18 protein-coding genes are annotated in these 20,828 nt (G+C 70.8%); 12 read left to right on the top strand and 6 right to left on the bottom strand.

Going from position 1 to position 20,828, the window contains the following annotated elements; translation table 11 throughout:
* Positions 1–80: 80 nt before the first annotated feature.
* Positions 81–968 (bottom strand): type II secretion system F family protein, encoded by an 888-nt coding sequence (locus tag FE256_RS13480; RefSeq protein ID WP_252371026.1) that lies wholly within the window; start codon positions 966–968, stop codon positions 81–83.
* Entirely contained in the window at positions 965–1,972 is a 1,008-nt protein-coding gene (locus tag FE256_RS13475; protein ID WP_394529717.1) for a TadA family conjugal transfer-associated ATPase, read from the bottom strand. The genes FE256_RS13480 and FE256_RS13475 overlap by 4 nt, the downstream gene beginning before the upstream one ends.
* 428 nt (positions 1,973–2,400) lie before the next feature.
* Here FE256_RS13475 and acs point away from each other — a divergent pair, with 428 nt between their 5' ends.
* Both acs and FE256_RS13465 read left to right on the top strand, forming a co-directional pair.
* Positions 2,401–4,368, top strand: coding sequence for an acetate--CoA ligase (gene acs, locus FE256_RS13470; RefSeq protein WP_138176452.1), 1,968 nt, complete (start codon positions 2,401–2,403; stop codon positions 4,366–4,368).
* 91 nt (positions 4,369–4,459) lie between these two features.
* Positions 4,460–5,755, top strand: coding sequence for a hypothetical protein (locus tag FE256_RS13465; RefSeq protein WP_138176450.1), 1,296 nt, complete (start codon positions 4,460–4,462; stop codon positions 5,753–5,755).
* Positions 5,756–5,829: 74 nt separating this feature from the next.
* On the opposite strand, the gene FE256_RS13460 is transcribed toward FE256_RS13465, so the two are convergent.
* Both FE256_RS13460 and FE256_RS13455 read right to left on the bottom strand, forming a co-directional pair.
* A complete protein-coding gene (locus tag FE256_RS13460; protein ID WP_138176458.1) occupies positions 5,830–6,180 on the bottom strand; it encodes a GntR family transcriptional regulator in 351 nt (116 codons plus the stop codon).
* A complete protein-coding gene (locus tag FE256_RS13455; protein ID WP_138176448.1) occupies positions 6,180–7,121 on the bottom strand; it encodes a hypothetical protein in 942 nt (313 codons plus the stop codon). Before FE256_RS13455 ends, FE256_RS13460 begins: the two co-directional genes overlap by 1 nt.
* 196 nt (positions 7,122–7,317) lie before the next feature.
* Here FE256_RS13455 and FE256_RS13450 point away from each other — a divergent pair, with 196 nt between their 5' ends.
* The 7 genes from FE256_RS13450 to FE256_RS13420 all read left to right on the top strand — a co-directional run bounded on the left by FE256_RS13450 (position 7,318) and on the right by FE256_RS13420 (position 14,929).
* Positions 7,318–7,974, top strand: a complete 657-nt coding sequence (locus FE256_RS13450; RefSeq protein WP_138176446.1) for a GntR family transcriptional regulator — start codon at positions 7,318–7,320, stop codon at positions 7,972–7,974.
* The gene (locus FE256_RS13445; protein ID WP_138176444.1) at positions 7,971–9,497 is read left to right on the top strand and encodes an MmgE/PrpD family protein; all 1,527 of its coding nucleotides are present in this window, start codon (positions 7,971–7,973) and stop codon (positions 9,495–9,497) included. The genes FE256_RS13450 and FE256_RS13445 overlap by 4 nt, the downstream gene beginning before the upstream one ends.
* Before the next feature lie 139 nt (positions 9,498–9,636).
* Positions 9,637–10,539, top strand: coding sequence for a methylisocitrate lyase (prpB, locus tag FE256_RS13440; protein ID WP_138176442.1), 903 nt, complete (start codon positions 9,637–9,639; stop codon positions 10,537–10,539).
* A 2-nt stretch (positions 10,540–10,541) separates the two neighbouring features.
* Entirely contained in the window at positions 10,542–11,717 is a 1,176-nt protein-coding gene (locus tag FE256_RS13435; RefSeq protein WP_138176440.1) for a bifunctional 2-methylcitrate synthase/citrate synthase, read from the top strand.
* Positions 11,718–11,812: 95 nt separating this feature from the next.
* A complete protein-coding gene (locus FE256_RS13430; protein ID WP_138176438.1) occupies positions 11,813–12,589 on the top strand; it encodes an electron transfer flavoprotein subunit beta/FixA family protein in 777 nt (258 codons plus the stop codon).
* 7 nt (positions 12,590–12,596) lie between these two features.
* The gene (locus FE256_RS13425) at positions 12,597–13,565 is read left to right on the top strand and encodes an electron transfer flavoprotein subunit alpha/FixB family protein (protein ID WP_138176456.1); all 969 of its coding nucleotides are present in this window, start codon (positions 12,597–12,599) and stop codon (positions 13,563–13,565) included.
* Complete coding sequence (locus FE256_RS13420; RefSeq protein WP_252371025.1) at positions 13,562–14,929, top strand: cytochrome b/b6 domain-containing protein; 1,368 nt, start codon at positions 13,562–13,564, stop codon at positions 14,927–14,929. The genes FE256_RS13425 and FE256_RS13420 overlap by 4 nt, the downstream gene beginning before the upstream one ends.
* 18 nt (positions 14,930–14,947) lie before the next feature.
* Here the strand turns inward: FE256_RS13420 and FE256_RS13415 are convergent, their stop codons facing one another.
* Positions 14,948–15,415, bottom strand: coding sequence for a RidA family protein (locus tag FE256_RS13415; protein ID WP_138176434.1), 468 nt, complete (start codon positions 15,413–15,415; stop codon positions 14,948–14,950).
* Complete coding sequence (gene sp36 / locus FE256_RS13410; protein ID WP_026095616.1) at positions 15,412–15,630, bottom strand: Sp36 family protein; 219 nt, start codon at positions 15,628–15,630, stop codon at positions 15,412–15,414. The genes FE256_RS13415 and sp36 overlap by 4 nt, the downstream gene beginning before the upstream one ends.
* A 110-nt stretch (positions 15,631–15,740) precedes the next feature.
* Between sp36 and FE256_RS13405 the strand changes: the two genes are divergently transcribed.
* The 3 genes from FE256_RS13405 to FE256_RS13395 all read left to right on the top strand — a co-directional run.
* Positions 15,741–18,449 carry a transglycosylase domain-containing protein gene (locus tag FE256_RS13405; RefSeq protein ID WP_138176432.1) on the top strand — a complete coding sequence of 903 codons (2,709 nt, stop codon included), beginning with the start codon at positions 15,741–15,743 and terminating at the stop codon, positions 18,447–18,449.
* Positions 18,446–19,369: a metallophosphoesterase gene (locus tag FE256_RS13400; protein WP_252371024.1), complete on the top strand. Its 924-nt coding sequence runs from the start codon at positions 18,446–18,448 to the stop codon at positions 19,367–19,369. Before FE256_RS13405 ends, FE256_RS13400 begins: the two co-directional genes overlap by 4 nt.
* A 114-nt stretch (positions 19,370–19,483) precedes the next feature.
* A partial coding sequence (locus tag FE256_RS13395; RefSeq protein ID WP_138176428.1) for a hypothetical protein occupies positions 19,484–20,828 on the top strand: 1,345 nt, incomplete at its 3' end.

The following is a 20,828-nucleotide window of genomic DNA, read 5'->3' as shown; positions in this document are numbered from 1 at the left end:
GAGCGGGAGGGGGAACATCGATACCTCTTTCTCTGTGGGGGGCGAGGGCGGTGGGCACGGGTCGGGAAAGGCGCGTCCGGTCAGAACGGCACGGTGGTGGTCCGGACGATGCCGAGGACGGCGGGAACGACGGCAAGGAGGACGAACGCAGGGAGTGTGCACACGCCGAGCGGCACGAGAAGGCGTGTCGACAGCCGCGCCGCGCTCTCGCGCCCTCGAGTACGGGCCCGCTGCCGCGCGAGCCACGCCTCGCCGCGGAGCAGTTCGACGGCGGGGGCTCCCGCGCGGACGGAGAGGTCGAGAACCGCGTCGATCGCGGCCTCCGAGCCGGCATCGCGCTCGCGGCTCCCCGCCGCCACGATCGCACGCGCGCGTTCGATCGACGCGCCGGAGGACAACGCGACGGCGAGGAGCTCGGCATCCCATCCCGGGATCGCCTCGGGTGGCGCGGCGCGGCGCGCGAGCCGCCCGGCCCACGCGTGCGACAGGCCGACGAGCACGAGGCCCGCGACCACGCAGAATCCGCCCACTGGCTCACGCAGCACGCGGAGGGGATCCAGGCCGAGGGCATATCCGAGCGGCAGCCCCAGGAGCGGAAGCCAGGTCAGGAGTCGGGCCGTGGCGGCGGGTTCGGCGAGGGCGACACGGACTTCGGCCTTCACCTCGGTCGCATCCCGCAGGGCCGCGACCGCGGAGCGGAGTGTGTCGGCGAGCGGTGCGCCCACCTCCACCGCGACTGCCCACACCGCCGCGATCTCGGGCCACGTCGCCCCACCCGCGTGCAGAACGACGGCCACGTCACCGCCCGTCTCGGCCGCGAGCGCCGCTCGAGTGAGCAGCGGCTCTCCGTCCCGGGCGACGTGCCGCCACGCGACTCCGGCGGTGACCCCCGCCGAGAGGAGGACGGCGAGTCTCATGGAGGTCTCGATCACTTCGGCGTCGGCGGTGGAACGGGGTCGCGCCCTCATGGGAGCTGCTCCACGTCGATCGCGAGCCGGTCGCCACGCAGGATCGGGCGACCGATCCCGGCGACCTGGCGGCGGCCATGGATGCGCTCGACGTGCACGATGGCGTGGAGCGCGCTCACCGCCTGGCGCGCAAGGGTCGTGGCGTCCATCCCGGCCAGCGCCCCCAACGCCTCCAGACGGGCCGGAACCTCGGCGAGCCCGCGCGCGTGCAGGGTTCCGGCCCCACCGTCGTGGCCGGTGTTCAGCGCGAGGAGGAGTTCGCGGATCTCGGGCCCCCGACATTCCCCGAGCACGAGCCGATCCGGTCGCATGCGCAGGGCTTCGCGCACGAGACGCCCCAGATCGATTCCGCCGGCACCCTCGAGATTGGCTTGTCGCGCCTCGAGAGCGACATGGTGGGGGTGCTGCGGACGCAGCTCGGCCACCTCTTCGATCGTGACGATGCGCTGCGAGAGAGGAACACGGGAGAGCAGCGCAGAGAGAAGGGTTGTCTTGCCCGAGCCGGTCGCGCCCGTGAGGAGCAGGTTCGACCGCGCGTCGACGAGTTCGTCCAGTCGACGGCGGATCGAGCCCGGGAACATCCCCGCACGCTGCAGCTCATCGAGGTCGGGCGCGTCCCACCGCGGCACGCGGATCGAGATGGCGGTCCCGCGTGCGGCGATCGGCGCGAGCGCTGCGTGCACCCGCACCCCCCGTTCCAGCCGCACGTCCACGCACGGTGAGGCGTCGTCGAGGTGGCGACCGCCGAGCGCGATGAGCCGCACGGCGAGGCGCCGTACCTCACCCTCGCCGGCACGCCAACCCACCACACGTTCCGCACCGTCGCCGCGGTCGACGAAGAGCCCGTCCTCGCCGTTGACGAACAGATCGGTGACGTCGGGATCGTCGAGAAAGGGGCGCAGGAAGGCGAGCGCGAGGTCCGCCGACGCGAAGGGAATCGCCGCGGGCACCGCATGCCGCGGAGTCGGGGATGTCGGCAACGAGAACAGGCGGGAGGAGGTCACGTCGAAGACGGTACGAAAGTCGTCGACTGCGGCGCGGCGCCGAAACGCGAATCCGTGGACCGTCCCGCAGATCGAGGCCCTGGGGAGAAGGAGCCATCGACGTCGATCGCCTCTCTGTCCGGACGTGGCGGCCCGCCGGAGAAAAAGAAGAGGCGGCATCCCGTCAATGGGGGGCGAGGGATGCCGCCACGCACCGGGGAAAAATTGGGGGGCTCCCCCCGACGCGCTGCCGGAACGAAGTCCAAGCGGAAACCAGCGTACGACCCGAAAGACCCCACACCAACTCGAATCGCTCGATAGGCGAGCGATATATCAGGTGTTTCGCTCGAGGCGGATCCCAACTATCGGAGGTGGCCGGGCCTCGCGGGCCCGGATAGCGTGACCGTGGCGCGAGGACGCGCCGTGCCTCGACCGCGAAGGAGCGCCAGATGAGCAGCCAGATCGATCATCTCCTCAACGAGACCCGCCGTTTCGCCCCGTCGGCGGAGTTCGCCGCGAACGCCGTCGCAGACGCGAGTCTGTACGAGCGTGCGGCCGCCGATCGCGAGGGGTTCTGGGCCGATCAAGCCCGCGAACTGCACTGGCACACGCCCTTCACACAGGTGCTCGACTGGTCGAACCCGCCGTTCGCCGAGTGGTTCGCCGACGGTGAGCTGAACGTCGCCTACAACTGCCTCGACCGCCACGTCGAGGCCGGCAACGGCGACCGCATCGCCCTGCGCTGGGAGGGCGAGCCCGGCGACCAGCGCAACGTCACGTACGCCGAGCTCACCGACGAGGTGAAGCGCCTCGCCAACGTGCTGCAGGACCTCGGCATCGAGCGCGGCGACCGCGTCGCCATCTACCTACCGATGATCCCCGAGGCGATCGCCTCGATGCTCGCCGTTGCCCGCATCGGTGCCGTGCATTCCGTCGTGTTCGGCGGATTCTCGGCCGACAGCCTGCGCTCCCGCATCGACGACGCCGGCGCCAAGCTCGTCATCACCGCCGACGGCGGGTGGCGCAAGGGCAAGGTCTCTCCCCTCAAGCCCGCGGTCGACCAAGCCCTGGCGGACCGCAACGGGTCCGGCATCCAGGAGACCGTCGAGCACGTGCTCGTGGTCAAGCGCGGCGAGAACGACGTCGAGTGGAGCGACGGTCGCGACATCTGGTACCACGACGTCGTGCCGCAGGCGTCGGGTGAGCACGAGGCCGAGGCGTTCCCCGCCGAGAACCCGCTGTTCATCCTGTACACCTCGGGCACCACGGGAAAGCCGAAGGGCATCCTGCACACCTCGGGCGGATACCTCACGCAGGCGGCGTTCACCAACCGGGTCGTCCACGACGTCCACCCCGAGACCGACGTGTACTGGTGCACCGCCGACATCGGCTGGATCACCGGCCACACCTACGTCACGTACGGCCCGCTCGCCAACGGTGCGACGCAGCTCCTTTACGAAGGAACCCCCGACACCCCGCACCCGGGCCGGTGGTGGGAGCTCATCCAGAACCACGGCGTGACCGTCTTCTACACCGCGCCCACCGCGATCCGCTCGTTCATGAAGATCGGTCGCGACGTGCCGCAGAGCTTCGACCTGTCGTCGCTGCGTCTGCTCGGATCGGTCGGCGAACCCATCAACCCCGAGGCATGGATCTGGTACCGCGACATCATCGGCGGCGACCGCGCCCCGATCGTCGACACATGGTGGCAGACCGAGACCGGCGGCATCATGATCTCGGCGCTCCCCGGCGTCACCGAGACCAAGCCCGGCTCCGCGCAAGTGCCGCTCCCCGGCATCTCGATCGACGTCGTCGACGATGCCGGCGAGCACGTCGGTCACGGCAACGGCGGACTGCTCGTCGTCACCGAACCCTGGCCGTCGATGCTGCGCGGCATCTGGGGCGATCCCGACCGTTTCGTCGAGACGTACTGGCAGAAGTTCGCCGACCAGGGCTACTACTTCGCCGGTGACGGCGCCCGCCTCGACGACGACGGTGACGTCTGGCTGCTCGGCCGCGTCGACGACGTCATGAACGTCTCTGGCCACCGCCTCTCCACCGCCGAGATCGAATCGGCTCTCGTCGGACACGAGGGCGTCGCCGAGGCCGCAGTGGTCGGAGCGTCGGACGAGACCACCGGCCAGGCGGTCGTGGCCTTCGTCATCATCAAGAGCCGCTACCTGAAAAAGAACGGCGTCGACGGCCTCGGCGACGAACTGCGCAAGTGGGTCGGCGAGCAGATCGGCCCGATCGCCCGCCCCCGCGACGTCTACATCGTGGGCGAACTGCCCAAGACGCGGTCGGGCAAGATCATGCGCCGCCTCCTGCGCGACGTTGCCGAGGGCCGCGAGGTCGGCGACACGACGACGCTCGCGGATACCGCCGTGATGAGCGTCATCAGCGCCCAGGTGAAGTGAGGCGCGCCAGTGGCGGATGCCGACCACATCGGCATCCGCCGCTCTCCGGCGCACGCTAGCCTGGGGCACCCCCCGGAGGAACGAGACGATCATGACCAAGTCCACGCCCGCCCGCCCCGCCGTTCTTCGCACGATCGCCGTCGCCACGGTCATCGCAGGTCTCGTCGTCGGGACCCCGGCGATCGCGCAGGCCGCCTCGGCGACGCCGTCTCCCGCCGCGTCGGCCGCCTCAACCTCCGTCGCACAGCCCGAGGTCGAGGCGACGGATGACGAGGACGCGACGCTCCTCCCTTCCGCGACGAGGATCTTCGAGCTTGCCGTCGGAAACGGCACCGTGTCCGGCACGCTGCGGCTGCTGAGTGACATCTCCCCCGAGTGGTACCCCGGACCATTCGCCGACGTCGACTCCGTCGAGGTCACGGTCGTGTCCGCCGACGGCGAGACCACACGCACGGACACCCTCGACAAGGTCGGCCCGTTCTCGTTCAGCGGCTTGCCGTCGGGTCTCTACAGCGTGACCGCGACGACGATCGCCGCCTCCGGCTCATCCACCACCGGAGAAACCGCGTCGGCCGTCGTGCCGACCGCGCCCATCCCCGCGAGTGTGAGCCTCTTCACGTACACGGACACGTTCGCGATCGTCCAGGTGAGCGGCGGTGCGGTGCTCCCGGAGAATCTCCCCAGCGGCACGATGACCGGAGAGATCGACTACGACTTCACCCTCACCGGGGGCGACGAGACGTGGACCCAGACGGGCTCGATAGTCGCCAGCGGCGCTGGCGGCAAGTCGAGCTATCGGTTCTCCGAGCTCACCCCGGCGACCACCTACCAGCTTGTCGTGACCGTGACGAACGCGGTGGGCACGAGCGACCCGACCTTCCTGTCCTTCACGACGGAAGCCGGCCCGCGGGAGCCCCGCGCACCGGGCGAGGGGCAACTCACCGACGACACACGGAACAACCTCAGCCTCCTCGCCGTCCCTCAACCCGGCGGACTCGCCGCGATCCAGGTTCCTGCGGCCCCCATCAAAATGCAGGCCTGGCTGTACCCCGGCGCCGTCCCGCTCGGTGAGGTCTCCTCCGACGAGGCCGCTCGGGTGTGGGTCAGGCTCCCTGCCGATCTCGCCCCGGGGCAGTACCGGCTCGCGATCACGGGTCCCGCCCCGGCCGACGGTCTCATCGGCTGGGTGGATCTGCCCGTCGAGGCCGCGGCGGGCACGGATCCGTTGCCTACGGCGACGCCGACTCCGACGTCCACGCCGACGGTCTCCGGAGCGTCCTCGCTCGCGCAAAGCGGCACCGAGACGCCCGTCGGCGCTCTCGTGGTCGGTGGCCTTCTGGCATCCGCGGGTGTCGCGATCCTCGGACTCCGCCGACGCCGCGCCTGATCACAACGCGGCGCGCGCCGGCGGCGCGCCTGATCACGACACGGCGCGCGCCGGCGCCCCCTGTCGACCGCGGATCAGCCCGCCGCCGACCAGATCGCGGCGAGCGCGCCGTGCAACTCCTCTATCGTCACGTCGGACTCCTGGGCGAGTTCGACCAGGTCGCGCAGGCGCACCACCACCGGGCCGGGCAAGGGCGACGCCCCCTCCGCGACGCGCGTGCCGCCGCCCGTCCGTGTCTCGACGAGGCCATCCTTCTCGAGCTGCTTGAACGCCCGGGCCGCCGTTCCCGGGGCGACGCCGAAGTCCGCCGCAGTCTGACGCACCGTGGGCAGCCGCTCCCCGCGTCCGAGATAGCCCCCGGCGATGAGCCCGCGCAGCCGCTCGTAGATGGCGGAGGACGTGGCGCCCCCGTCCGGAGGGGTCATCACGTCGACACCCCCGCGCGCAGCGGCATCGCCTCCGGCCGCACGACCGCCGTCGCCCCTGCGGCGACGGACAGCAGGACGACGTTGCCCGCGAGCAGGAGCGCCCATCCCACCCACCGGAGAAACGGGGCGAAGACCGAATAGCCGGGTGTCCAGGAGAACTCCCCCACTCCGGGGATGCCGACGCCGCCCGAACTGGAACCGACCGCCCCCACGAGGAAGAGCGCGCCCCCGAGCGCGAGCGCGACCGCACCGGCGCTGACGGCGAGGACGGAGTCGGCCGCGACACGTCGTTCGCGGCGTTCCCGCGCGACCGTGCTCGGGCCGAGGAAGGCCGGCGCGGCGATCCGGGAGAGCAGGATCACGGTCACCGCCACCAGTGCGGCGAGCCCCACGAGCACCGGGATGCCGAACGTCCAGCCGTAGAACGTCGCCCATCCCGCGTCTCCGAAGTCCACCCGGACGAATCGGCCCCGCTCATCGGGAAGGGAGACGCCGCCGCACACGAGCGTCACCACGATCAGGACGAGGGTGATCGCCGTCCCCGTCCACAGCAGCCCGCGGCTGGGGAATGTCCACCACGCCCGCCGGACGCCGACCATCGTCGGAGTTCCCGTCCGCCGCACACCGCGCCCGCGCAGGAGGGTGGCGACGCCGAGGCCCCCTGCTGCGACGGCGACAGGGAGCGCGAACGTCCACCATGCGTCCTCGAGGCCCACGGAGGCGATGGCCCGGACCACGAGGTCGACGCCCCACGCCACGACGACGGCCGCCGCCGCGAGGCGGAGAACCGGCGCGACGCTCCGCCCCTGAGCGCGCGCCAGGTGCCGTGTCCGCCGAGAGAGAAGCAGGATGCCGACCACCGCCGCAACCGCGACCACGACGGTCCCGATCGGTTCAGCGAACGCCCACGTCCAGCGTTCGAGCACTTTGTCCCACATCGGCGAACTCCCCCACTTGTATCGGAAACATAGAACAAGTTTGTACCACACAAGTGAAACAAGTGAGAGTGCGAGATCGCACGTCCAGCCGCGAACGAGCACCCGTTGTATACCGAAACACGACTCCTGCGCGATCTCTGTCGCGAACATCACTCTTGTGTATACACTGAGGAGATCGACGGGGAGGAGGGATGCCATGCGCGCCAGTGACCGCGCCTACTCCGCGCTCCTCGAAGAGATCCAGACCGGAGCCCTCGCCCCCGGCACCGTCCTCGGCGAGGTCGAGCAGTCCGCCCGCCTCGGGGTAAGTCGCACTCCCCTGCGCACCGCCCTCGCCCGCCTCATCGCCGACGGACTCGTCGCCCAGGCCTCACCGCGCGTCACGGTCGTCACGCACGTCGACGGCGACGACATCCGCGCACTCTTCGTCGTGCGGCGCGCGCTCGAAGAGACCGCGGCGCGGCTTGCTGCCGCGTCGGAACGCGCGCCCGAGTTCGTTGCTCTCGCCCAGGCCTTCGGCACGGCACGCCTCGACGGAGAGGCGGCCCGCGATGCCTACTACCGCCTCATCGCCGGCTTCGACGCCGCGCTCGACGAGGCCGCCGCGAACGAGTACCTCACCTCGGCGCTCCGCACCGTCCGCACCCACCTCGTGCGCGTCCGCCGCCTCGCCCGCTATCAGCCCGAACGGCTGGCCGCCTCGGTGTCGGAGCACCGGCTCATCGCCGCGGCGATCGCCGCCGGCGACGCCGACCTCGCCGCTCACGCGACCCACGTCCACCTGCACAACGCACTGACGAGCATCCTCGAGTCCCTCGACGACGCCGCCCCCGCCCGAAAGGTCCCCGCATGACGATCACCCACCACCTCCGTGTCCACCGCAGCGACGAGAACCTCGCGCGCGAGGGGCAGCTGGCGTGGGCTCTCGCGCGCCTCGCGGTCGACCCCGTGGGCGTCGACGACGACGTGGTCGACATGATCATCAACCGCGTCATCGACAACGCCGCCGTCGCCGCTGCCTCGCTCACCCGCCGGCCGGTGAGCGCCGCACGCCAGCAGGCGCTCGACCACGCCGTCTCGATCGGCGGCGTCGGATCCACCGTCTTCGGCTGCACGCTGGAGCGCCGCTCCAGCCCCGAGTGGGCCGCCTGGGCCAACGGCGTCGCGGTCCGCGAGCTCGACTACCACGACACCTTCCTCGCCGCGGAATACTCGCACCCGGGCGACAACATCCCGCCGGTGGTCGCGGTCGCCCAGCACACCGGACGCGACGGCGCGGCGGTCGTCCGCGCCCTCGCGACGGCCTACGAGGTGCAGATCGACCTCGTCCGCGCGATCTCGCTGCACACGCACAAGATCGACCACGTCGCGCACCTCGGCCCCTCCGCCGCCGCGGGCATCGGAACCCTGCTCGACCTCGACCAGGAGACGATCTACCAGGCGATCGGCCAGGCCCTGCACACCACCACCGCCACGCGTCAGTCCCGCAAGGGCGAGATCTCGACGTGGAAGGCGCACGCCCCCGCCTTCGCCGGGAAGATGGCGGTCGAGGCCGTCGACCGTGCGATGCGCGGCGAGACCAGCCCCTCCCCCATTTACGAAGGGGAGGACGGGGTCATCGCCTGGATGCTGGGCGGACCGGATGCCACCTACGACGTGCCGCTGCCCGCCGAGGGCGAGTCCAAGCGCGCCATCCTCGACAGCTACACCAAGGAGCACTCGGCCGAGTACCAGGCGCAAGCGTGGATCGACCTCGCCCGGCGCCTCGGCACGGAGCGTCCCGAGCTTCGCGACCCCGCGAACGTGGCATCCGTCGTGCTGCACACCAGCCACCACACGCACTACGTGATCGGTTCGGGATCGGGCGACCCACAGAAGTACGACCCCACCGCCTCACGCGAGACGCTCGACCACTCGATCCCCTACATCTTCGCCGTGGCCCTGCAGGACGGCGCGTGGCACCACGTCGACTCGTACACCCCCGAGCGTGCGGGCCGTGAGGACACCGTCGCCCTGTGGCACAAGATCACGACGGCCGAGGATGCCGAGTGGACGCGCCGCTACCACTCCGAGGATCCGAACGAGAAGGCCTTCGGCGGCCGCGTGGTCATCACTCTCACCGACGGCACGGTGGTCGAGGACGAGATCGCCGTCGCCGACGCCCACCCGCTCGGCGCCCGGCCCTTCGCGCGCGAGGACTACGTGCGCAAATTCCGGCTGCTGGCCGAGCCGGTGCTCGCCCCCGAAGAGATCGAGCGCTTCCTCGACCTCGCGCAGCGCCTGCCCGAGCTCACCCCCGACGAGGTGCTGCAGCTCTCGATCGTCGCGAAGCCGGGCGTCCTGGCACTCGCGCCGGCTCCGAAGGGTCTGTTCTGATGCGCCGGTCCAGACCCGCGACGTGCATAACTCCTGACATTCGTGCGCTCGGCGACGCTGGGCCCGCGCGTTTCCGCGGTGCCCGGCCCAGCGCGGCACCGTTCTTCAGGAGTTGTGCACACCGGACGGAGGAGAGCTGATGCTGTACTCCCAGACCACCCCCGCGCAGAAGCGTCGCGCGCTGCGCGAGAAGCTGGCATCCGGAGAGCTCGTCCGGATGCCAGGGGCCTTCAACCCCCTCTCCGCACGGCTCATCGAGCGGAAAGGCTTCGACGGCGTCTACATCTCGGGCGCGGTGATCTCGGCCGACCTCGGCCTGCCCGACATCGGCCTCACGACGCTGACGGAGGTCGCCGGCCGCGGTCAGCAGATCGCGCGGATGACGGAGCTCCCGGCGATCATCGACGCCGACACCGGCTTCGGTGAACCGATGAACGTCGCCCGCACGATCCAGACGCTCGAAGACGCCGGGCTCGCGGGCACCCACATCGAGGACCAGGTCAACCCGAAGCGCTGCGGACACCTGGACGGCAAGAGCGTCGTGGATGCCGACACCGCGATCAAGCGCATCCGCGCGGCCGTGGACGCCCGCCGCGACCCGGACTTCCTCGTCATCGCGCGCACCGACGTGCGTGCCGTGGAGGGCCTGGATGCCGCGATCGACCGCGCGAAGGCCCTCGTCGACGCCGGCGCGGACGCGGTGTTCCCCGAGGCGATGCGCGACCTCGGCGAGTTCGCCGCGATGCGCGCCGCGATCGACGTGCCGATCCTGGCCAACATGACCGAGTTCGGGAAGTCCGACCTCTTCTCCACCGACCAGCTGCGCGACGTCGGGGTGAACATGGTCATCTGGCCGGTGTCCCTGCTGCGCCTCGCGATGGGGGCCGCCGGACGCGGCCTCGACGCGCTGGCATCCGAAGGACACTTGCGCGAGAAACTCGGCGAGATGCAGCACCGCGCCGACCTGTACGACCTCATCGATTACGAGCAGTATTCGCGGTTCGACGCGAACGTGTTCGATTTCACCGTCACGAAGGAGTGAGCATGACCGACGTCGAGATCAAGAAGGGTCTGGCCGGGGTGACGGTGGACTCCACCGCCGTCAGCAAAGTCAACCCCGAGACCAACAGCCTGCTGTACCGCGGCTACCCCGTGCAGGAGCTCGCCGCGACGCAGTCGTTCGAAGACGTCGCCCTGCTGCTGTGGAACGGCGATCTGCCCACGGCCGACGAATCCCGCGCCTTCGCGGAGTTCGAGCGCGCGCACCGCGCCCTCGACCCGGCCGTGCGGACCGCGATCGACCTGCTGCCGCTCGACTCCCACCCGATGGATGTCGTCCGCACCGCCGTCTCGGTGCTCGGCGCGTCGGCACCGGCGGCCGAGGTGGCCGACAACTCCGCGGCATCCGACCTCGCCAAAGCGAAACTGCTGTTCGCCAAGATTCCCGCGATGGTCGCCTACGATCAGCGCCGCCGCCGCGGGCACGAGCTCGTGGAGCCCCGCGCCGATCTGGACTACTCGCACAACTTCTTGTGGATGACGTTCGGCGAAGAGCCGGACGAGGTGGTCGCCCGGGCGTTCACGGTGTCGATGATCCTGTACGCCGAGCACTCGTTCAACGCGTCGACCTTCACGGCGCGCGTCATCACCTCGACCACCGCCGACCTGTACTCGGCCGTCGTGGGCGCCATCGGTGCGTTGAAGGGCGCCCTCCACGGCGGCGCCAACGAGGCCGTGATGCACGTCTTCGACGAGATCGGCACGGCCGAGAACGTCGGGCCCTGGCTGGACGACGCGCTCGCGGCGAAGCGCAAGATCATGGGCTTCGGGCACCGCGTGTACAAGAAGGGCGACTCGCGCGTCCCGACCATGAAGGCCGCGCTCGACACGCTCGTCGACCACTACGACGCCCGAGACCTGGCTGAGCTGTACGACGCGCTCGAGAGCGAGTTCGTCGGGCGCAAGGGCATCTACCCCAACCTCGACTACCCCTCGGGACCGGCTTATCACCTGATCGGGTTCGACACCCTCACCTTCACGCCGCTGTTCGTCGCCGCGCGGGTGACCGGGTGGACGGCGCACGTCATGGAGCAAGCGGCATCCAATGCCCTCATCCGGCCGCTGTCGGCGTACACCGGCGTCGACGAGCGGCACATCGACGGCTACGTGGCGACGGAATCGGAGCGGGAGGCAGCCGTCCGCGACGAAGAGGCGCAGTGACCTCGCCGCCCCGACCGGGGGCGAGCGAGAAGGCCCCGCACCCGGGGCCGTGACGCAGATCCCGCGACGCGGCGGGATCGGACGAGGAGAGATCGATGAAGATCGTGGTCCTGGTGAAAGACGTGCCCGACACGTGGGGCGAGCGCACGCTCGACCTCGAGACGGGGTTGGCACGGCGTGACGCGAGCGAGCACGTGCTCGACGAGATCGATGAGCGCGCCCTCGAGGTCGCGCTGACCTTCGCCGACACGCACCCGGATGCCGAGGTCGTCGCGGTCTCGATGGCACCGGAGTCCGCTCTCCCGACGCTGCGCAAGGCTCTTGCGATGGGGGCGCACTCCGCGGTGCACGTCGTCGACGAGGGGCTGCACGGCGCTGACCTGTCGCTCACCGCGGAGGTTCTGGCCGCGACCCTCGCTCGCACGGGGTTTGACCTCGTCATCACGGGCAACCTGTCGACCGACGGCGCGAGCGGAGTCCTCCCCGCGATGCTCGCGGAGCACCTGCGGGTCGCGCACGCGACGTCCCTGTCGACGGTCGAGATCGAGGATGCCGCCGTGTCGGGGACGCGCACGACCGAAACGGCGACCGCGCGGGTGTCGGCGCCCCTCCCCGCCGTCATCTCGATCACCGAGGCGCTCCCCGACGGCCGCTTCCCCACGTTCAAGGGCATCCTCGCGGCCAAGAAGAAGCCGTTCGAGACGCTCTCGCTCGCCGACCTGGGGACGGATGCCGACCCCGCCCGGACTCCGTGGTCGATCATGACGGCGGTCGCGGCACGCCCTGCCCGTGCGGCCGGGACCACGATCGTCGACGAGGGCGACGCCGGCGAGAGACTCGCGGTGTTCCTGCTCGAGAACCGACTGGCGTGAGGGGGCGATCGTGACCGAGAACATCCTGGTTCTGCTCGAGACGACCCCGTCGGGAAGCCTGACGACATCGGCCGCCGGTCTCCTCGGCGCCGCCCGCGCGATCGGCACCGCCGTCGCACTGGTCGTCGGGGACGACGACGGTGTCGCGTCCGGCGAGGCGATCGCCGCGGGAGCCGAGCGCGTGCTCCTCGCCCGCGCGGACCGCACCCAGCTGACCGTGCCGGTCGTCGACGCCCTCGATGCCGCGTTCGCACGGGTGTCCCCCGCGGCCGTGCTCCTCTCGCATTCGGTCGACGGGCGCGACGCCGCCGGACGCTTCGCCGCACGACGCCGTCTCCCGGTGGCCGTGGATGCCGTCGGCGTGGAGCGCGACGAGCGGGGCGTGCTCGCGCGGCACTCGGCGTATGGCGGCGGGTACGACGTGACCTCGGCCTCCACGTTCGGACCGCTCGTCGTCACGGTGCGTCCGGGCGCGATCGACGCCCGCGCCACCGCGGTGGACGGCGCGGCCGTCGAGACCCTCGAGGTTCTGCCGTCGGGCGTCCCCGCCGCGACGGTCGACCACATCGAGCCTCTCGTCGCATCCTCGACCCGCCCCGAGTTGCGCGGCGCTGCCGCCGTCGTGTCGGGCGGGCGCGGCCTGGGTTCGGTGGAGGGCTTCGCCCTCGTCGAGCACCTCGCCGACGCCCTCGGGGCCGCCGTCGGCGCCTCCCGTGCGGCGGTGGATGCCGGGTACGTTCCCGCCGCGGCCCAGGTCGGGCAGACCGGGGTGTCGGTGTCGCCGAAGCTCTATGTCGCCCTCGGCATCAGCGGCGCGATCCAGCACCGAGCGGGCATGCAGACCGCGCAGACGATCATCGCCGTCAACAAGGACCCCGAAGCGCCGATCTTCGCCCTCGCCGACCTCGGCATCGTGGGCGACGTGTTCACGGTGGTCCCGCAGGCCATCGCCGCGCTCGAGGCGAAGAGATCGTGACCGTCACCGTGCGCCGCGGCCTGCCACGCGTGCCCGGCGGCGAGCCCTGGCCCGCGGTCGAGAACGGTGCGCCGACGGCTGCCGCCCCCGCGCCAGCGCCCGAGCCGGCCGCGGCCCCCGCTCCGCGGGTCGATCCTCCGGAAGCGACCGTCCCCGAGGTGGCGGTGCCGGCGGCGGGGAGCGCCGCCGACACCACCGGACTCGCTCTCCGGCGCGGCCTCCCCCGCACCCCCGGCGGCGAGCCCTGGCCTCCCGCCACGATCCGGCCGACGGATCGCGAGCCCGCGGCATCCGGCGCCCGCGGCGGCGATCCCGCGGCATCCGGTCTGCTCGATGTGGAGCTCCCGGCGGCCATCGGGCCGCGCCCACCCCTGCGCGTGCACACGTCGGTCGTCCCGACCGCGGCATCAGCACGGTGGAGCGCCTTGCGCGCCGAACGGATCGGACGCGAGCGCAGGCCAGAGCCGGAGGTCGCCGCCTCGAGCCGGCGCGCCGCCGTCGCGCTCGTCGGCGGAGCTGCCGTCGCTGTCGCCGCCGGCATGACGGTGCTGTTCACGCCCTGGCTCGTGAGCACTCCGGCGGTCGCGAAGTTCCTCACCGCCTACCCGGGCGAGTATCCGCTCCCCGAGACCGCGCCGATCGGCCTGCCGGCGTGGCTCGGGTGGCAGCACTTCCTCAACGCGTTCTTCCTCGTGCTGATCGTGCGCTCCGGGCTGCAGGTGCGGCACCAGAAACGCCCCTCGGCCTTCTGGTCGCCGCGCCGCGATCCGAAGCGCAAGATCAGCCTCACCCTGTGGTTCCACCAGGCGCTTGACGTGCTCTGGATCGCCAACGGTGCGATCTTCGTGGTGCTGCTGTTCCTCACGGGGCAGTGGATGCGGATCGTCCCGACCTCGTGGGAGGTGTTCCCGAACGCGGTGAGCGCCGCCCTGCAGTACGTGTCGCTCGACTGGCCGACCGAGAACGGGTGGCTCAACTACAACGCGCTGCAGCAACTCGCGTATTTCGCGATCACCTTCGTCGCGGCGCCGCTGGCGATCGTGTCCGGCGTCCGGATGTCGGGCGTCTGGCCGCGCGACGCCGCCCGTCTGAACCGCGCGTACCCGGTGGAATGGGCGCGCGCGGTCCACTACCCCGTCATGCTGTTCTTCGTCGCGTTCACCGTCGTCCACGTCGGACTCGTGCTCGCCACGGGCGCGCGACGGAACCTCACCCACATGTACGCCGCCCAGGACGGCGACGGGTGGCTCGGGTTCGTGCTCTTCGCGGCATCCCTCGCGGTGATCGCGGCGGGGTGGATCGCGGCACGACCGCTCGTGCTCGCGCCGATCGCGCGCCTGTTCGGCAGCGTCGCGACGCGGTGATCCGTCGCGACGCGGTGATCAGGAGACGGTGAAGACGACCTCGACCTCGACGGGGCTGTCGAGCGGCAGCACGGGCACGCCGACGGCGGAGCGCGCGTGCGCGCCGGCCTCACCGAAGACCTCGCCGAGGAACTCGCTCGCCCCGTTGATCACACCGGGCTGTCCGGTGAACTCGGGAACGGATGCCACGAACCCGGTGATCTTCAGAACGCCGGTGATCGCGTCGACACCGCCCACGAGGGCGGCGGCGGCCGCGAGGGCATTGAGCGCGCACTGACGCGCCAGGTCTTTGGCATCCGCCGGGGACACCAGGCCCTCGGCCTCGCCCACCTTTCCGGTCGCGGGGAGCGCGCCCTTCACCATCGGGAGCTGACCCGAGGTGTAGACGAGGTCGCCGTGACGCTTCGCGGGGATGTAGGACGCCACGGGCGGAACGACGCCCGGGACCTCGACGCCGAGCGCGGCCAGGCGCTCCGAGACGCTCACTGCTGGCCCTCGAACTGGCGCGCGGCCGTCGCGGCGGCACCGAGGCCCGCGTTGGCCTCGCCCCCGCCGACGGGACGCTTGAAGTACGCCACGAGGCCGCCCTCGGGGCCGGTGACGACCTGGACGAGCTCCCACCCCTGCTTGCCCCAGTTGTTGAGGATCGCGGCGGTGTTGTGGATCAGCAGCGGCGTGGTGAGGTATTCCCACGTGGTCATCGGGGCTCCCGGCGGGTCGGCTCGGCGGTCGAGCGAGAGGGTGGACGCGTACGCGCGCGAGCGCACGCCTTTCGAGGCATCGCCCAGCAACGTCGCTTAGCATCAAGCCTATGCCTGAGAACAAACGTACGGCCAGCGGAGCCCTCGGGGGCATCGTCGGCCTCGTCGGCCTGAGCGCGGCCGCCGGCGTCCTCGTGACCGCAGCGGTGACCCCGGCGATCGCCGTTTCGGGTCTGGCAGCGTCCAGCGCGATCACGATCTTCGACAACATGCCGAGCTACCTGCAGCCCGACCAGTTGATGCTGCCGACGACGCTCAAGGCCGGCGACGAGGTGCTCGCGACGTTCTACGACCAGAACCGTTCGCCGGTGACGTTCGACCAGGTCAACCCCGTCATGTACGACGCGATCCTGTCGTCGGAAGACCCGCGCTACTACCAGCACGGCGGCGTCGACCTCATCGGAACCACTCGCGCATTGCTCAGCAACGCCGCGGGCGGCGAGACCCAGGGCGGATCCTCGATCAGCCAGCAGTACGTGAAGAACGTGCTCGTCCAGCGCTGCGAGCGCGACGCGCGCGCGACCGAGGCCGTCGAGGCCACCGACACGACTCCGGCGATTCCGGCGCAGACACGCGACGAGGCGTTGCAGGCCTGCGCGCTCGAGGCCATCCAGGCCGACGGCGTCGAGGGCTACCAGCGCAAGCTGCAGGAGATGCGGTACGCGGTCCAGCTCGAGAAGCAGTACACGAAGGACCAGATCCTCCTCGGCTATCTCAACATCGCCAACTTCGGCGGGGTGACCTACGGCATCGACGCCGCGGCCAAGCGGTACTTCAACGTCTCGGCCGCCGACCTCAACGTCGGTCAGGCCGCGATCCTCGCCGGAATGGTGCAGAACCCGAACCGCTTCCGCATCGACCGCCCCGACGGGTCGATCTTCGACAACGACGGCACGGCCTACAACAAGCAGCCCGACGGATCCATCGACGACGTCGACCAGAGCACGATCCAGGCGCTGTACACGCTCCGCGACAACGGCGAGATCACGCAGGAGCAGCTCGTCGCCGCCGCCGACGGATACAGCGAGACCAAGGGCCGTCAGCTCTACGTGCTCAGCCGCATGGAAGCCGACGGCAAGATCACCCATGAGCAGTACGTGCAGTTCGCGGTCGAGCCGATCACGCCGAACCTGACCTCGACCGAGCAGGGCTGCGGCACCTCGCGCGCCCCGTACTTCTGCCAGTACGTCGTCTCGACGATCCTCAACGACCCCGCCTTCGGAGCAGAGGTCGACGACCGCGTGCGCGCCCTCCGCCAGGACGGCCTGACCATCCAGACGACGCTGGATTGGCGCATGCAGGATGCCGCGCAGAACACGATCAACGAGAACACGCCGCAGAGCCTCGACGGCATGAAGTTCGGCGCCACGGCGGTGAACATGGAGGCCAAGACCGGCCGCATCCTCGCCATCGCGCAGAACACCAAGTTCACGCAGGATCCCGAGCAGTCCGACCCGTCGTACAACTCGATCATCTTTGCCGGAGACTCCACCAACGGCGGATCGATCGGGTTCAACGCCGGATCGACCTTCAAGCTGTTCACGCTGGTCGATTGGCTCGAGAAGGGGCATTCGCTCAACGAGCAGCTCAACGGCCGTCTGCAGCCGGTGCCCAACATGAAGAACTCGTGCCAGGGCGACTGGATCAATCAGGGCAACGTCCGCATCAACAACTTCGCCAACAACCAGGGCTACTACGGGACGCCGATGCGGTTCACCCGCGACTCGCTCAACACGGGCTACCTCGCCATGGCCGCCCAGCTCGACCTGTGCGACATCGCCAAGGTGGTCAAGAAGCTCGGCGTCACCAGCGGTGACGGCAAAGAGATCCTGATGGCCAACGCCAACGAGGTCATCGGCAGCGACAACGTCTCTCCGATCGCGATGGCCGGAGCCTTCGCCTCGGTCGCCAACGGCGGCAGCCACTGCCAGCCGAAGGTCATCGACAAGGTGACGGATGCCGACGGCGCCGAGCGCCCGATCCCGGACCGGAAGTGCGAGACGGTTCTGACCCCCGAGGTCGCGGCGACCGCCGCGTACGCGCTCCAGGGCGTCATGACCGGCGGCGGCACCGGTCAGTCCGCGAACCCGTTCGACGGCACTCCCGTGATGGGCAAGACCGGTACTCACGAGGGTCACGAGACCTGGATGATCGAGTCCTCGACCAACACCACCACGGCCGTGTGGGTGGGCAACTGGAACGGCACCGTGGACCTCTTCGGCCGTTACTCCAACGGCCTCCAGCTGAGCGACATGCGCTACGTGCTGGCCCGCGACATCCAGGGTGCCGCGAACGAGTTCTACGGCGGAGACCGGTTCCCCGATCCCGCTTCGAATCTTCTCCGCACCGTGCAGAAGGACGTGCCGAACGTCGTAGGCCGCAGCCTCGACGATGCACGCTCCACCCTTCAGGGAGCCGGCTTCCAGGTGACGGTCGGCGACCCCGTGGACGCCGAGTTCGGCGGCGACCGCGTCGCGGAGCAGAACCCGAGCGGTTCGGCCCCGGCAGGCTCGACCATCACGATCCGGCCGGGCAACGGCCAAGGCGGGACCGTGCCCGACGTCGCCGGGCAGAGCGTCCCCGCCGCGAGGGCGGCGTTGCAATCGGCCGGCTACGGGAACGTCTCGATCGGCTCCTGCAAGAAGGAGGGCTCGGCGCCCGCCGAAGGCCAGGTGACGGGGACGAACCCCGCGGCCAACAGCTCCGCCAACAAGAACACCGGCATCGCGCTGGAGATCGTCGCGAAGGAATGCCCGTGACGGGTCCGCTCGTGAAGGCCGCCCTCGCACCCCTCGGGGTCGCGGGGGCGGCCGCTGTCGGGGCCGCCGTGTGGGGCATGGGCGTCGAGCGCTACCTGTTCACCGTGCGGTACCACGCGCTCCGCGTCCTCCCCAAGGGTGCGGACGCCGTGCGCGTGCTCCACGTCTCCGACGCCCACATGGCGCCGTGGCAGCACCGGAAGCAGGAGTGGATGGCGCGCCTCGTCGAGCTCTCCCCCGATCTCGTGGTGAACACGGGCGACAACCTCGGTCACCGCGACGGGCTCACCGGCATCCGCACCGCCTTCGCTCCGCTCCGGGGTGTTCCGGGGCTCGTCGTACACGGCTCCAACGACTACCAGGAGCCGTCGCCGCGCAACCCGCTGCGGTACTTCCTCGGACCGTCGGGCACCCTCCCGGCGCACAAGCACCTCGACGTCGACGCGCTCGACCGGTTCTTCACCGACGACCTCGGCTGGAGCATCCTCGACGACACCGCGGTGTCCCTCGAGGTGAAGGGCGTGCGCCTCACGGCGTTCGGCGTCAACGACGCGCACCGCAACTGGGACAAGCCCGACCTCATCCCTCCGGTGCTCTCGACCTTGGATGCCGCCGACGTGACGCTCGGCGTGATGCACGCGCCGTACCGCCGGACGCTCGACCGCTTCGTCGAGCTGGGTGCCGACGTGCTGCTGGCCGGTCACACGCACGGCGGCCAGGTCCGCGTGCCGTTCAGCCGCAAGGCCCTCGTGTCGAACTGCGATCTGCCGCTCGACCAGGCACGCGGACTGAGCGAGTGGACCCACGACGGCCGCACCGTTCCGCTGAATGTCAGCGCCGGGCTCGGGCATTCCATCTACGCGCCCGTGCGGTTCGCGTGCCGGCCCGAGGCCACGCTGCTGACGCTGCTGCCGCGCTGACCGCTTCTCCCCCGCGCACCAAAGGGTCGATCCGTCCACGGATCGGCCCTTTCGGTCGTCGTGGGGCGGGCCTGACGTCGGAGGATCGAGTCTCCTCGAACGAAGGGACACCCGATGCACCATCCTCCTCCGCGCCGGCGCCGCCGTGCGACCTCGACCGCGCTCACGCTGATCATCGCCGCCGCCGCCGCCCTCGCCGCTCCGGCGCTCCTGACCGCCCCGGCCCACGCCGCAGACCGGGGCACCGGTTTCGGCACGTGGGCGCCGCTGTCGTCCACCGGCTGGCACGGCTCGATGCGCGTCGGCGACGTGCACACCTACTGCATCCACCCCGGGCTGCCGGTGGCGACGGGACCGACGACCGACCGCGGCGTCCAGACCGAGTCCACCGGGCTGTCGCCCCAGCAGCTCGTGTCGATCAACCACCTCGTGACGACGTACGGGCAGACCGATGATCCGGTGCAGGCCGCGAGCGTCGGCTGGGCGGTGAAGTCGATCGTGGACCGCGACACGACGCTGCACTCGTGGGGGTACGAGGGCGACTCCCTGCGCGCGGCGATCGACCACATCATGCGCCGCGCGAGTCCTGAGAACAGTGCGGCGATCCAGGACCGCGCCGAGCAGTACCTTGCCGAGGCTGCGACGATCCGTGTTCCCCGCGTGGGCGGGACGCTGACGCTCACGACCGACACCGACGACCCCACTCGCGGCACCGTCACGGCAGACGTCGACCCCGACGCCACCGGAGGTCTGCACCTCGAGGGCGCCGTGTTCGCCGACACGGGCGCCGCCGACCGCTCCGGGGTGGTCGCGGGCACGGCGTATCCCATCCTCGCGTCTCCCCCCGCCGGTACCGACGCGCGCCCCTACACCGTGCGGGCCCGCGGCGCCTTCACGGTGCGCGCGGCCGCCGTACGCCTGTTCTCGACGCCGGGGCAGCAGGAGTCGGCCGGACCGGCCGAGCCGCAACGCTTCGACCTGACGGCCGAGGATGCCACACCCCGGCCGGTGCAGTTCTCTCCCCGCATCCGCACGCTCGCTCACCTCGATGACGGACGCTTCGTCGACGAGGTGACGTTCTCACCGGGCGAGGGCCTGTGGCCACGGCACGCCGACGGATCGCTCGTCTCGTTGCGGGCCCGCGCCGACATCTACCGCACGGGTGCGTTCCCGGCCGAGGCGGCCGAGATCCCCGCGGGGCTGACCCCGGTAGCCCATCTCGAGCTGACGACCGATCCCGCCATCGGGCCGGGCACCTACACCACGGCGACCACGGAGCCGCTCCCCGGCCCCGGCGTCTACACCGCCGTCTGGCGCATCGAGCGCACCGACCAGGACCCCGCTACCGTCGCGCATCTGCCGACGCGGTACTCCTGGATCGAACGGTTCGCCACGCCCGCGCAGACCGAGCAGCTCGTCACCCCTCCGCCGCCGTCCTCGCCGACGCCCGCCCCCACCC

It is taken from the genome of Microbacterium sp. 5K110, assembly GCF_005774735.1.
In the GTDB taxonomy this organism is placed as follows: Bacteria; Actinomycetota; Actinomycetes; order Actinomycetales; family Microbacteriaceae; genus Microbacterium.
This window is presented reverse-complemented; position numbering and strand designations above follow the sequence as displayed.